The sequence below is a fragment of the Stenotrophomonas sp. 93052_Sma genome, from assembly GCF_056481145.1.
Window position 1 is genome coordinate 4,197,603 of sequence record NZ_CM151134.1, and the last position, 13,224, is coordinate 4,210,826.

The 13,224-nt window shown below is 66.6% G+C and carries 9 protein-coding genes and 2 pseudogenes; 2 read left to right on the forward strand and 9 right to left on the reverse strand.

The window, feature by feature from the left end; all coding sequences use genetic code 11:
- The 3 genes from ACZK2V_RS19620 to ACZK2V_RS19630 all read right to left on the reverse strand — a co-directional run bounded on the left by ACZK2V_RS19620 (position 1) and on the right by ACZK2V_RS19630 (position 2,409).
- Positions 1–669 (reverse strand): S41 family peptidase, encoded by a 669-nt coding sequence (locus ACZK2V_RS19620; RefSeq protein ID WP_486322706.1) that lies wholly within the window; start codon positions 667–669, stop codon positions 1–3.
- Between the two features lie 483 nt (positions 670–1,152).
- Positions 1,153–1,401: a hypothetical protein gene (locus ACZK2V_RS19625; RefSeq protein WP_486323358.1), complete on the reverse strand. Its 249-nt coding sequence runs from the start codon at positions 1,399–1,401 to the stop codon at positions 1,153–1,155.
- 3 nt (positions 1,402–1,404) lie between these two features.
- On the reverse strand, positions 1,405–2,409 hold the full coding sequence (locus ACZK2V_RS19630) for a S41 family peptidase (RefSeq protein WP_486322707.1): 1,005 nt from the start codon (positions 2,407–2,409) through the stop codon (positions 1,405–1,407).
- A gap of 195 nt (positions 2,410–2,604) precedes the next feature.
- Here ACZK2V_RS19630 and ACZK2V_RS19635 point away from each other — a divergent pair, with 195 nt between their 5' ends.
- Positions 2,605–2,757 carry a hypothetical protein gene (locus tag ACZK2V_RS19635; RefSeq protein WP_486322708.1) on the forward strand — a complete coding sequence of 51 codons (153 nt, stop codon included), beginning with the start codon at positions 2,605–2,607 and terminating at the stop codon, positions 2,755–2,757.
- A gap of 47 nt (positions 2,758–2,804) precedes the next feature.
- On the opposite strand, the gene ACZK2V_RS19640 is transcribed toward ACZK2V_RS19635, so the two are convergent.
- The 6 genes and pseudogenes from ACZK2V_RS19640 to ACZK2V_RS19665 form a co-directional block, all read right to left on the reverse strand.
- Positions 2,805–5,834: an autotransporter family protein gene (locus ACZK2V_RS19640; protein WP_486322709.1), complete on the reverse strand. Its 3,030-nt coding sequence runs from the start codon at positions 5,832–5,834 to the stop codon at positions 2,805–2,807.
- A 297-nt stretch (positions 5,835–6,131) separates the two neighbouring features.
- Positions 6,132–7,198, reverse strand: a pseudogene (locus ACZK2V_RS19645) (acyltransferase family protein).
- Entirely contained in the window at positions 7,198–8,346 is a 1,149-nt protein-coding gene (gene nagA / locus ACZK2V_RS19650) for an N-acetylglucosamine-6-phosphate deacetylase (RefSeq protein WP_071229514.1), read from the reverse strand. Before nagA ends, ACZK2V_RS19645 begins: the two are co-directional and overlap by 1 nt.
- Positions 8,346–9,373 (reverse strand): annotated as a pseudogene (locus ACZK2V_RS19655) (SIS domain-containing protein). The gene nagA and the pseudogene ACZK2V_RS19655 overlap by 1 nt, the downstream one beginning before the upstream one ends.
- Before the next feature lie 7 nt (positions 9,374–9,380).
- Positions 9,381–10,448 carry a LacI family DNA-binding transcriptional regulator gene (locus tag ACZK2V_RS19660; RefSeq protein WP_032128950.1) on the reverse strand — a complete coding sequence of 356 codons (1,068 nt, stop codon included), beginning with the start codon at positions 10,446–10,448 and terminating at the stop codon, positions 9,381–9,383.
- Positions 10,449–10,487: 39 nt separating this feature from the next.
- The gene (locus ACZK2V_RS19665) at positions 10,488–11,759 is read right to left on the reverse strand and encodes a sugar MFS transporter (protein WP_486323345.1); all 1,272 of its coding nucleotides are present in this window, start codon (positions 11,757–11,759) and stop codon (positions 10,488–10,490) included.
- A gap of 392 nt (positions 11,760–12,151) precedes the next feature.
- On the opposite strand from ACZK2V_RS19665, the gene ACZK2V_RS19670 reads away from it, so the two are divergent.
- Complete coding sequence (locus tag ACZK2V_RS19670) at positions 12,152–13,171, forward strand: glucokinase family protein (protein ID WP_486322710.1); 1,020 nt, start codon at positions 12,152–12,154, stop codon at positions 13,169–13,171.
- Positions 13,172–13,224: the final 53 nt, after the last annotated feature.

The window sequence follows — 13,224 nt, forward strand, 5'->3', positions numbered from 1 at the left end:
TCAGCGGCCCTGGCAGGCGGGTTGGGCCAGCAGCCAGGCTTGGGCGGCGGCAAGGGTGGCCGCATCGCCTGTCGTCAATTCATCCGGAGTAATCCTGGCACCGGCGCCAGCGCCAGTGCGGTCTTTCATCACCGCGGTCGTCACCGCCAACACACTGCCATCCACCAAGGGCCGCGTATCGTTGCTTGTCGAGAAGCCCGCTGTCGACTGCCCGAAACTCCGCGTCTGGGGGCGCCCCCTGAATGACAGCATCGTCGCTTCGCCAGAGCTGGCGGTATTCGACCCGACCAGAACGGCGACGGGCGCGCCGGGCTGCTTGAGGGAATACCCCGGTCGACCGAATCCCAGCCTGGGACGACCATCAACCTGCACCATGGTCGGCGTCAGACTCCAGCGCCGCGACCCGTGGGCAGTAGCAAACCACCCGACCTCTTCCACGCCTGTCGACGACGTGCGCAGCAACGGCGCAACACCCAGCAGCATCGGCCACATGTTGCCCCCATGGTTGCTGCGCAGATCGACAATCCAGCCACAGCGATCGCCGCTGTCCTTGCCACGGATGACATCCTGCCATTGCAGCGCGCTGGATGTCCTGATTGAACTCGTCCTGCCGCGCAGCCCCCGGCGTGGCGGCATAGCCTTCGATGACCACCCAGCCAATGCGTGCATCGACGGCACCAGTCACTTTCGCCTTGGCAACGGCCTCAGCGCCGACCTGCTTCGAGCGCTCCGTGGCTTCACGCTTGCGTGCAAGCGTCATCCAGACACCATGCCCCCCGGTGCTCTCCACGATGATCTCACGCAGAGCGGTATGCAACGCACCCGGGTACGCCTGCAACGACGCCAGTCGCTTACGAGCGGCAGGCCAGTCCACTTTATCGCGGTACAAGGCTTCATGCTCGAGCAGATCCAGGATCTGTACCTGCGCTTCCGGCGAAGGTACTTCGGTGGTGGACGCGATGGCGGCCGTTGCGTTGGCTGCCAGAAGGGTCAGTATCAGCGCGCCATTCCCAGGCACTCCCTTGCACATTTGCATGCGACGTTTCCTTGTCGTTGGGTCAGGTTCTCAGCATAACCGTGGCGAATCATGCCGCGCCATTATGCGGATAGCCGTTGTAGAGCCGAGCCCATGCTCGGCTGCATGGGACACGATCAAAGCAGCCGAGCATGGCTCGGCTCTACAGGGTCATGGCGCCGGTGGAATCTGTGCCGACCAAGGTCGACACCTACCAGAGCGGGTCTCGTAGCGGCGATGGTAGGTGAGGCGAACAGCAGGTCGATGCGCGCCATCTTGTAGCGCAGCTGGGGGGCGAACTCGGTTTCCGTCTGGCAGCGCAGGCAGTGGTGGGCTTCGGTCGGGCCGACGGTCACCACCCGTTCGTGCTGGCCGATCAGGATCATGGATCAGCTGCCCTGGCAGGCGGGCTGGGCCAGCAGCCAGGCTTGGGCGGCGGCAAGGGTGGCCGGTCCGCTGGGGGTAGCCTGATCCGGCTGCATCCTGCCACCGTCACCCTGGCCGTTACGGTCGGTCATGACGTTGTGGGTCAAGAGCAAGGTGGTACCGTCCACCAGCGTCGTCGGTCGATTGCCGGTGGAAAAGCCCGCGCTCGGCTGACCGAAACTACGACTCCCTGGTTGCCCTCGAAACGCGAGTGCCACTGCTTCGCCGGAGCTGGCAGTGCCTGCCCCCATCACCACCGCCACCGGTGCCGTGCCCGCACGCAGCCGATACGCGCCCTGTCGTGAACGCAGCATCGATGCGTTGCCTTGCACGACTTCACCTTCCGCCTGCCGCCACCACAGCAATCCATTGGCACTACGGAAAGCACCGATCAACGCTCCCTGCGTATCCGGCGTTCCATGCAGCAATGGCAACAAACCAAACAACATCGGCCACATGTTGCCGCCGCCATTGCTGCTTACATCCACTACCCAGCCGCACCGCATGCCGTCATCCAGGCCAGCGATACGCTCCTGCAACGCCAGCGCGTAGACCTTGCGTGCTTCATAACGTTCCGATCCGCTGCGTTGCAGGTCTTCCACGAAGGGGCTCACCCGCAGCACGCCGATGCGGGGATTGGCGTGCCTGGGGGCAGCGAGGTCGGTCGCCTGAGCGGCATTCAAGCGCTGAGCACGTTCGGAGCGCTGACGCTGCTCGCTTGGTGAAAACCAACGGCCGTGGCCTCCGCTGCTGCGTGCGGCGGCCTCATCCAGAACACGGCGCTGTTGTGCGCGGTCATCACCTGCGGCGTTCAGGCGCGCGCGCACGTCGTTCCAATCGACGCGGCCACGGTACAAGGACTGGGTTTCCAACAATTGCAGCATCTGCTCACGCGCTTCGGGCGACGGCAGCTCCACTGTTTCCTCTGCAACAGCAGCCGCAGATGAAAGCAGCAGCGTGGCGAGCATGGCGGCACGAACATTCCTTAGGTCCAGCATCGACGACTCCTTGTCATGTATCGAAGCCATAGGATAGCCGTGGCGGGATCGATCTCGCCACGCACCGTTGTTCTATAGAGCCGAGCCCATGCTCGGCTCTGTGGGATTGGACCGAAGCAGCCGAGCATGGCTCGGCTCTACAGGGTCATGGCAGCGGAGAGAGTCGTGCCGACCAAGGTCGGCACCTACCAGAGCAAGGTCATGGCGCCGGTGGAATCCGTGCCGACCAAGGTCGGCACCTACCAGAGCAGGGTCATGGCGCCGGTGGAATCCGTGCCGACCAAGGTCGACACCTACCAGAGCGGAGCATGGCGGTGACGGGATGAGTGCCGACCCAGGTCGGCACCTACCCAAGCCTGCGGTGGTCACCAGTCCGCGCGCAGGCCGATGTTGCCTTCGATGATGCGGCGCTTCTCGTTGCGGTTGCCGCCCAGTTCGCGCGTGTAGTCGGCCACGGCATAGGCGCTGATGGTGCGGTTGAAGCGCCCGACCACACCTACGCCTGCTTCCAGTGCACGCGAGCGCTGCGAATTGATGATCGTGTCGTTGTCGAAGCTGACGCGGTCCTCGCCGGAACGGCCATGCCAGTAGTTGAGCTTGAAGTACGGTTGCCAGCCGTTGTCGGCCAACTGGTAGTCGCCGGCCAGGCGCAGGCCAATGCGGCCGGTCCAGGCATTGTCGTTGTCGAAACGCACGCTCGATACTTCATCGCGGCGGTCGTCCAGCGAGGTGCGCTGCCAGATCACCTGCACCTGCGGTTCCAGCCACCATGCGGACTGACCGAAGTGCAGCAGCGGCTTGCCCGCCTCCACCGACACGCTGGTGCCATCGCCCTTGATCCCGAAGCCTAGCCCACGCGAGGAGCGTACGCGGCCGTCGTAACGGCTCTGCATCGCCACGGCGTCGATGTAGCCACCGCTGCTGTCGGTGAACGTCCAGTACAGGCCCACGTGCTTGTCGTCCAAGCGGTTCTGCCCCACCTGCACGTTCTCCCAGCCGAGTGCCAGGCCGGTGGTCTTGCCCTGCGCGCGGGTGCGGCCGACGAACACGCCGATCTGGTTGCGATGATTGTCAGACGCTGCGGCCCACACATCCAGACCGGCCTGCAGGCCCATCACATCGCCATCGAAGCCGGGCTTCGCATCGCCCTTCCAATGGATCTCGCTGCTCTGCCCCACCAACCGGCCCCAGGCCGTGCGGAATGCGCCCTGGTTGTACAGCAGGCGTTGTTCGCCCTGCCGCTCATGGAACGTGCCGAGGCTGGCCAGCGAGGTCTCGCGCAGCAGCGGCGGCACCACGGCGTAGGTGGCGGTTTCCACGCGGTACAGCGGCACCACTGCGCCCTCGGCGGGGCGTGCACCCGGCGTCGGCGGCGCACCGGTACCGGGCAGGCTGCCACCCGCCACCGGTACGTCCGGCACCGCCGGATCACTGGGCGGCGCCACCGGCACGGGTTCCGGCGGCGGTGGTGGCGGCGCGGTCTCGCCTGCGGTCAGATCCGGATCGGTGGCGCCTTCAGGCGGCGGCGGCGGTGCCGGGGTGATCGGTGGTGGGGGTGCGACGGGTGGCGTCGGCGGCGGCGGCACGCCATTGATACCGCTTCCGTTGGGCGCCGGTGCAGGCCCGGCCACCACGGTCGAACGCAGGTACCAGTTCTCGCTGGTACCGGCACTGACACCGCCCTTGAACAGGAAGTACTCGTAGGCACCGGCCGCAACCGGTGCGAACAGCGAAAACGCGCCCGGCGCGGTGCGACCACCATTCAGGGCCTGCACCACCAGGATGCCATCGGCCAACGTGGCCGCTCCACTGCCTCCAGCATTAATGACGCCGATGCCGGTCGTGCCGGTGGCGACACCGCCATCGATCACCAGTCGATCGCTGGCGGAATTGTCCGCACCCAGCACGGTACGCAGGTACAGGCCGCCACCGTCACCGCGGTAGTTGCCACGCACGGTGAACACGTCGCCAGCGCCGGTACCGGTCAGGTCGATGCGCCCGGCATTGACCATCTCCACCAGTGTGCCACTGTTGAACGGACGGACGGCATGGCCGCCACTGCCCGCGTAGACAGTGCTGGTGTCATCCACCGTGAGCGTGCCGGTGCCGGTTCCGCTGTCACCCAGCACCAGATCCCCATCGAAGCTCAGCTCGGTGCTGTTGGCCAGGCTGATCGCCTCCCAGTTCTGGAAGCGTCCCATGCCTGCAGCCTTGACGTTGTTGAAGTTGAGCTGATCGATGCCACTGCCACCGTCGAACAGCGGCACTGCACCAAGGTTGCCCTGGTTGAGGCTGGCGAGATTGGCCACGTCGTTGTCAGGACCCATGTCGATCGCGCCATAGACGATGCCGCCACCTCTCCAGTTGAAGGTGTCGTTGCCGGTGCTGAGCAGTACCTGGCCGCGCACGGTGCCATCGGTGATGGTCACGCTGTCGGCACCACCACTGACACTGATGTTGCCGCCGATGTAGGCCGTACCCGAGATGATGATGGTGTCGGTGTCGAAGCCGGTGACCACGTTGCCCTCAACGATGCCGCCGGACTGATCCCACAGATTCTTGTCCAGCTTCATGTTGACGCGGCCGATGCGGCCAGCGGTCATCCAGGCCTGGTCGCCATCCTCGAACGCACCGACGATGCGGCCACCGCTCATGCGGAAGGTATCGATGTTGTCGCCCTGCTGCAGCGCGCCGATCGTACCGCCACTCATGACGAAATCATCGCGGCCACTGCCCTGCACCACCACGCCGGTGACGGTGCCGCCGGTGACAGTCATCTGGTCATCGCCACCGCCCTGGTCGACGCTGTCGATCGTGCCGTCACTGAGCAGCAGCACATCGTTTCCATCGCCCTGCAGGACGCCTCCGGTGATGCTGCCGGCCTGCATCTCGAGGCGATCGTTGCCCGCATCGAACTGCACGCCGGTCTGACCACTGATCGTTCCCCGATTGACCAGCACGCTGTCGCCTGCGCCGATGAACTGCAGGGCAATGTTGTTGCCGGTGCTGATGCTGCCGCGGTTGTCGACGCGGCTGCCGCCCCCAAGCTGCACGGCCGCACCGCCCACCGAACTGATCGTGCCCTGGTTTGACAGCAGGTGACCACCGGCACCGACCAGCACGAGGGCCGATCCACCACCACTCTGCTGCAACTGGGCACCATTGCCGACGTTGACGGTGACGCCAGCCGCGCCACTGGCGGTAACGGGAGTGGTCTGCGGATTCGGTGCGTTGGCATCACAGGTGACGGTCTGGCCGGCGGTCGGTGTCGAGTTGTTACAGCCGGCCCAGGCGACGCTGGCGGTCGTCAGAAGCAGGGAGGGAACGGCGAGGGCCTGCAACACGGAAACAGCAAGGCGGCGCGGGCGGAACGCACGCGGAACGGCACGGGACATGGGGCACTCCTGGACGGGAAATCAGGAACTGCGTATGTGCGGCACTGCGCTTGCAGTCTGCCGTGTGGTGAACCGTTTCGACAGGTGAACTTGCGTGCGGGAAATCACAGTTCAGATGGGAAATCGCCCGGCCCTCACGCCGATGTGATGTGGCTGAAATCGTTCATTTTTCCGCCATCCGGAATCACGCGCAAAGCATCCACGCATGGCGTGGATCTACGGATCCTGCATCGCCAATCGATTCGCTCACGGCACTGGTAAATCTACGTCATGCGTGGATGCCGTTGGCGGATGGGGTCAGATCTTCAGGTAGATCTTCCGCTTATCCAGCCACCACGCCACGCCCCACCACAGTGCGACGAACACCAGCGCCTGCAGCATCGACGCCAGCTCCAGCGCCTGCGGCATCGCGGTGGCCAGCTGCTGCCAGATCCCCCCCAGATCCCGGTGGCCATCAGCACCACCGACATCACCGATGCCCCCAGGTACGCGGTGATTGCATTGACCCCGAAGCGCCGGCCCAGCGCGGGCCAGCCCTTCTGGTCGATCAGCACGTGGCCCAGCCACAGTGCCAGCGCGGCCAGGCCGCCGGTCCACAGCACGTAGCTGGGCGTCCACAGCTGCTTGTTCAACGGCAGCACCACGGCCAGCAGCAGGCCCAGCACAGCGGTCGCCACGCCCAGCCCTGCCAATGCCGCCGAACGCCCGTTGCGCAGCAGGCCACCGGCCAACAGGCCGAGCACGGTACTGGCCAGCGCGCCCAGCATGCTCAGCAATCCTTCCGGGTCATGTCCGAGCCCGGTATCGGCATGCCACTGGTAGATCCACGGTGCGAACAGCGCGGTATCCAGACGACTGGCCGGATTGGTCCACGGCGCCAGATCGCCGACGCCCAGCAGCAGCACGGTATACCCCACCAGCAGACTGACCAGTACGGCCGCCTGTGCGCGCGGACGCGCATACACCGCGAGCACGCCCACCAGCGCCGCGCATACCGCGATCCGCTGCAGCACGCCCCAGATGCGGAAGTGATGGGTATCCAGCGCCCACCAGATCAGCAGGTGCAGCAACGCACCGGCCACCAGGATGCGCAGTGCGCGCTCCAGAACGCCGCGCGCCAACGCGGGTCGCGCCGCCGTGTCCAGCGCGCGTGGCGCCACGCTGAAGGCCATCGACACGCCCACCAGGAACAGGAAGAACGGGAACACCAGATCGGTGGGCGTGCAGCCATGCCATTCCGAATGACGCAGCGGCGCGAACACCGCGCTCCAGTCACCCGGGTTGTTGACCAGCAGCATTGCCGCCACGGTGATGCCGCGCAGGGCATCGATCGAGCCCAGGCGGCGCGGCGGCATACTGTTCATCAGGCGGCCTCGTATTGTCCGGCAATCCAGGTGCCACGCACCTGCAGGGCATCGTCCAGCAGCACCAGGTCGGCCTGGTAGCCCTCGGCGATGTGGCCGAGGCGGTCGTCGACATTGAGGAACTGTGCCGGATAGGTCGAGGCCATCCGCGCCGCTTCGGCCAGCGGCTGGCCGAGCAGCTGCACGGTGTTGCGCACGGCGGTGGCCATGTCCAGCGCCGAGCCCGCCAGCGAACCGGCGGCATTGCGCACCACGCCATCGATGGCGGTGATGGTTTCGCCATACAGCACGTAACTGGGATCGTCGGCGCCAACCGGCGGCATCGCATCGGTGACCAGCAGCAGGCGACCACGCGGTTTGGCTGCCAGCGCCACGCGCAGGCTGGCCGGATGCACATGCACGCCATCGACGATGATGCCGATCCAGCTGTCGCGGTCTTCCAGCGCAGCGCCCACCGCGCCGGGCTCACGGCCCTGCAGCGGCGACATCGCGTTGTACAGGTGGGTGAAGCCACGCACGCCTGCATCCAGACCGGCGCGGATCTCTTCGTAGGTGCCTGCGGTATGCCCAGCGGCAACGACCACGCCGCGCTCGACCAGCGCGCGAATGGTCTCCAGCGGCACGCGTTCCGGTGCCAGCGTCAGCAGGGTCACGCCGTTGTCCAGCGATGCGGCCAGCGCGATCTCTGCTTCGTCTGGCACACGGAACTTGCTGGCATCGTGCGTACCCTTGCGGGCCGGCGCGATGTACGGACCTTCCAGATGGATGCCGATCACGCCTGGCACACCCTGCGCGATCGCCTCGCGCATCGCATCGATGGCTTCACGCATCACGCCCACGTCGTCGCTGATCAGCGTCGGCAGCATCGCGGTGGTACCGAAGCGGCGGTGCGCCTGCGCGATGGTGCGCAGTGCCGCCACGTCCGGCGTGTTGTTGAACAGCGCGCCGCCGCCACCATTGACCTGCACATCGATGAAACCGGGCAGCAGCCAGCCACCGCCCAGATCAACCTGCTCGGCGGCCTGGCCCAGCTGCGGCGCTGCATCGGGCAGCAGCGCGCTGATGCGGCCGTGCTCGATCACCACCGCCAGATCATCGCGGAACTCGTCGCCTGCCAGGATGCGGGCATTGCGCAGGACCGTGGCCATCACACCGTCTCCGTGACCTTGTTCAGGTGCGGCGGCAGATCCGGATTGAAGCCACGACGCAGCGCCAGCGCGTTGATCGCGCGGTAGAAGCTCTGCACGGTCAGCAGCGGTGCGCACAGCGGATGCGGCGCGGCCGCTACCGGCAGGTTGCCACCGGCACCGGCCATCCACACCTGTGCACCGCGCGCGGTGAATTCCTCGACGACGGCACGCGTGCCGGCGCCGGTTTCATCAGGCTGGGCAAAGGCCAGCACCGGGAAACCGCGGTCGACCAGCGCCATCGGGCCATGCTTCACTTCAGCCGAGCTGTAGGCTTCGGCATGCAGGCTGCAGGTTTCCTTGAACTTCAGTGCGGCTTCCTGCGCCGCGCCCAGGCCCAGGCCACGGCCGAGCACGAACAGGTTGGTCGCCTCGACCAGGCCCTCGGTCACCGGCGTCCAGTCGCACTGCCAGGCCTCGCGCATCGCGTCCGGCAGCAGGTCCAGCGCCGCACGCAGGCTTGCGTCCTGCTTCCAGTAGGCAGCCAGCTGCAGCAGCGCGGCCAGCGACGCCAGGTAGCTCTTGGTCGCCGCCACACTCTTCTCGGCACCGGCGTGCAGCGGAATGACCGTATCGGCCAGCTGCGCCAGCGGCGAATCCTCGACGTTGACCAGTGCGATCACCGCGCGCCGGCGGCCTTGGCAGCTTCCGCGTTGCGCAGCAGGTCCGGGCTCTTGCCCGACTGCGAGATGACGATGAACAGCGCGCCACGCAGCTGCAGCGGTGCGGCATAGACCGAACCCACCGACGGCGAAGCCGATGCGACCACCAGGCCCAGCTGGGTTTCCAGCAGGTACTTGCCATAGGTGGCGGCATGGTCGGAGCTGCCGCGTGCGCAGGTGACCACGAACGGCGGCGGCGCCGCACGCAGGCTGGCGGCCAGGGTTTCCATGGTGGCGTGGTTGCGCGAGAACTGGCGCGCGACCACGTCGGCCGCTTCAGCGGCCTCGGCGAACATCAGGGTGGACGTGGGGTCTGACAGCGACATGGCAGGCTCAGGCAGGATCGGAAGGAAGGGGGCGTGCGCCGACCGGGCGCATCGGCGCGGTCGAACCGCGCACCACCAGCTGCGGCACGAAGCCCTGGTTGTGCAGCGGTGCCGGCGCATCGTCATAGGCGTCGCTGCGCAGCTGTGCGATCAGCAGGCGCGCGGCGTGGCGGGCGATGTCTTCGGTGGCCTGCTTGGCGGTGGTCAGCGGCGGCCACGACTGGCGCGAGAACGGGCTGTCCTCGAAACCGGCGATGGACAGGTCATACGGCACGTTCATGCCGGCCGACTTGGCGGCGGCCAGCACACCGGCGGCGATTTCGTCGTTGGAACCGAAGATGGCCGTGGGCGGCTCGCGCAGCGCCAGCAGGCGGCGTGCGCCCCGGAAACCGTCGTCGAAGGTGTAGTCACCCTGCACCACCAGGTGCTTGTCCACGGTCATGCCGTAGTCCTTCAGTGCGGCTTCGTAACCGGCATAGCGCTCGCCCGATGAGCGGTGCGAGATGCCGCCCCAAAGGAAGCCGATGCGCTGGTGACCCAGCTGGATCAGGTGCTCGGTGATCTCGTAGGCGGCCTCGCGGTCGTCGACGAACACGCAGGCGCCGTCGGCCGGGTCTTCGGTGGCGGCAATGATGCGCACCAGCTTGATGCCGCGCGCGGTCAGTGCCTGGATCAGGTCGCGGCGCTCGGACATCGGTGCGGTCAGCACCAACCCGGCCAGGCGCGAACGCTGCACCCAGTCGGCCAGCTCATCGGCCAGCAGCGGCGAGCTGGAATCGCAGGGATGGATCTGCAGGCCGAAACCGGTCTCGCGGCACGCGGCCAGTACGCCGTTCTGCACGCCGATGATGTGGTACGGGTTCGGGTTGTCGTAGACCAGCCCGATCACGAAGGTGGTGCCGCTGCGCAGGTTGCGCGCGGATGGATCGGGTTCGTAATCGAGTTCAGCGATGGCACGCAGCACCCGCGCACGGGTGGCCTGCATCACCGAAGGCTCGTTGTTGATCACCCGCGAGACCGTCTTCAGCGAGACCTTGGCCTTTTCCGCAACGTCCTTGATGGTCGCTCTGCGCATGGGTTTTCCCTGGGGTTGGCTGCCGTCCATCATCGCCGATCAGGCCTTGTCCTGCGGCAGGCCGGCGCGGTGGCCGACCACCGAGTAGAACAGGATGTACAGGTAGCACGGCACCATCAGCAACACGAACACCAGCTGGAAGTCGATGTGCTGCTTGAGCACGGCGAACAGCTGCGGAATGATCGCGCCACCGGCAATGCCCATCACCAGCAGGGCCGAGCCGGTCTCGGTGAAACGGCCCAGGCCGCGGATCGCCAGCGGGAAGATCGCCGGCCACATCATGGCGTTGGCGAAGCCCAGCAGGGCCACGAAGGCCACCGATACATAGCCGTGGGTGGCCCAGGCGCCCAGGCAGAACACCACGCCCAGCACCGCCGAAATGGTCAAGTAGCGCGACTGCGAAACGACCTTGGGGATCAACAGCAGGCCGACCACATAGCCGACCAGCATCGCGCCAAGGGTAAGCGAGGTGAACATCTTGGTCTGGTCCAGCGGCAGGTCGAAACCATGGCCGTAGGTGCCGATCGCATCACCGGCCATCACCTCCACGCCCACGTAGACGAACAGGCACAGCACGCCCAGCCACAGATGCGGGAACTGGAAGATGCTGCGGCGCTCGGCGGCACCGGCAGCCGCCGGCGTGGCGTTGGCTTCGGACGACTTGATTTCCGGCAGCGGCGAGAACAGCACCGCCACCGCCAGCACCACCAGCAGCGCAGCCATCGCCAGGTACGGGGTGTGGATCTTGGCGGCAAACTCGTTCAGCAGCGCGGCCTTTGTGACCGCATCTGCGGCCTGCACCTGTGCATCGAGGTCACCGATGCCGTGCAGCACCAGCGTGCCGATCAGCACCGGCGCCAGCATGCCGGCGATCTTGTTGCAGATACCCATCAGCGCGATGCGGCGTGCCGCCGTCTCGATCGGGCCAAGGATGGAGATGTAGGGGTTGATCGCGGTCTGCAGCAGGGCCAGGCCGCTGCCGATCACGAACAGGCCGCCAAGCGCGCCCGGGTACCAGCGCTGGGTGGCGAACTCACCGAACAACGCAGCACCACCGGCCATCACCAGCAGGCTCAGGCTGAGGCCCTTCTTCATGCCGGTGCGGCGCAGGATCCAGGACGCCGGCAGGGCCAGGAAGAAGTAGGACAGGTAGAACACCATCAGCACCAGGAAGGCGCCGACCTCGCTGAGTTCAAAGGCGAGCTTGACGAAGGTGATCAGCGGGCCGTTGAGCCAGGTGAAGAAGCCGATCAGGAAGAACAACACGCCAACGATGGCGATGGAGGTGGCCACGTTCGGGCGCGCTTGCAGCGGGGACGGCGGACATCAGGAGGGCTCCTGCGGCGACGGCCGCAGAACACGGCGTCGGAGAGTGGCTGGGAACAACGTTGTCACATTCTTTCGATGGACAGCTGCGGTTTGTCAACTTCCACACGCAGCCCTGTGAACCTCGTGCTGCACTGCGCAACCCGATCGCAACGCATCGTGCTGAATGCGCCGAAGGCCTTGGCCCATGTGCGGCAACGGTTCCCACGTGAAACCCGCACTCACGCCATGTAAACGTTTACTGCATGTCGCATTCGTTGCGATGCAGCAACGAAAGTGTCACGAACTCGTTGACATCGTTGTCAGCGGGGTTACAGACTCCGCCCCAATCGCCGCCCCCGATCCCGGGGCCGGCCCCACCTGCAGCAGGAGCCCGCGTGACCGCCAGCCACCCCGCCCCGGCCCATGTCCTGTCCCGAGTCGCGCCGACGTTCCTGGCCGCCGACGTCGGTGGCACCCATGTGCGCGTGGCCCGGGTCCAGGCCAGCGGTGATGCCGCCCATCCGGTGCAGGTGCTGGAGTACCGCAAATACCGCAACGCCGACCATGCCGGCCTCAGCGCGATCCTGTCCGACTTCCTCGGCGAAGGCCCGCGGCCCACGCATTGCGTGGTCGCCAGTGCCGGCTACGCCCGCGAGGACGGTACGGTGATCACCGCCAACCTGCCGTGGCCGCTGTCGGCGCGCCAGGTGGAAGCCGACGTCGGCCTGCAGCGGGTCTACATCGTCAACGACTTCGAAGCCGTGGCCTACGCCGCCGCGCAGGTTGACGCCAGTGGCGTGCTGCACCTGTGCGGACCGGAAACCGCCGCCCGGGGCCCAACCCTGGTGGTCGGCCCCGGTACCGGCCTCGGCGCCGCGCTGTGGATCCCCACCACGCACGGCCCGGTGGTGCTCCCGACCGAAGCCGGCCAGCCGACCCTGGCCGCCAGCACCGAACTGGAAATGGCCATCGTCCGCCACATGCAGCGCGACCGCGCGCATGTGTCGATCGAACATGCGATCTCCGGCCCGGGCCTGATGAACCTGTACCGCGCGGTGTGCGCACTGCAGGGCCAGGCGCCGACCCTGGCCAGCCCCGACGCGGTCACCGCTGCGGCCATGGCCGACAGCGATGCACATGCGCGCCAGGCGCTGGATGTGTTCTGCGGCCTGCTCGGCAGCACCATCGGCGATATGGCGCTGTTCTACGGCGCCCATGGTGGCGTCTACCTGGCCGGCGGCATCCTGCCGCAGATCCGCGAATACCTGCACGCCAGCACCTTCGTCGAACGCTACCTGCAGAAGGGGCCGATGGGCGAAGCGCTGGCACGCATCCCGGTGAAGGTCGTCGAGCACGGCCAGCTGGGCGTGGTCGGCGCTGCCAGCTGGTACCTGCAGCAGCAGTCGGCCGCCTGACACCGCAACAGGCTTCAACGCAATCGCAGCACGCAGTACGTGGCACGCCAACG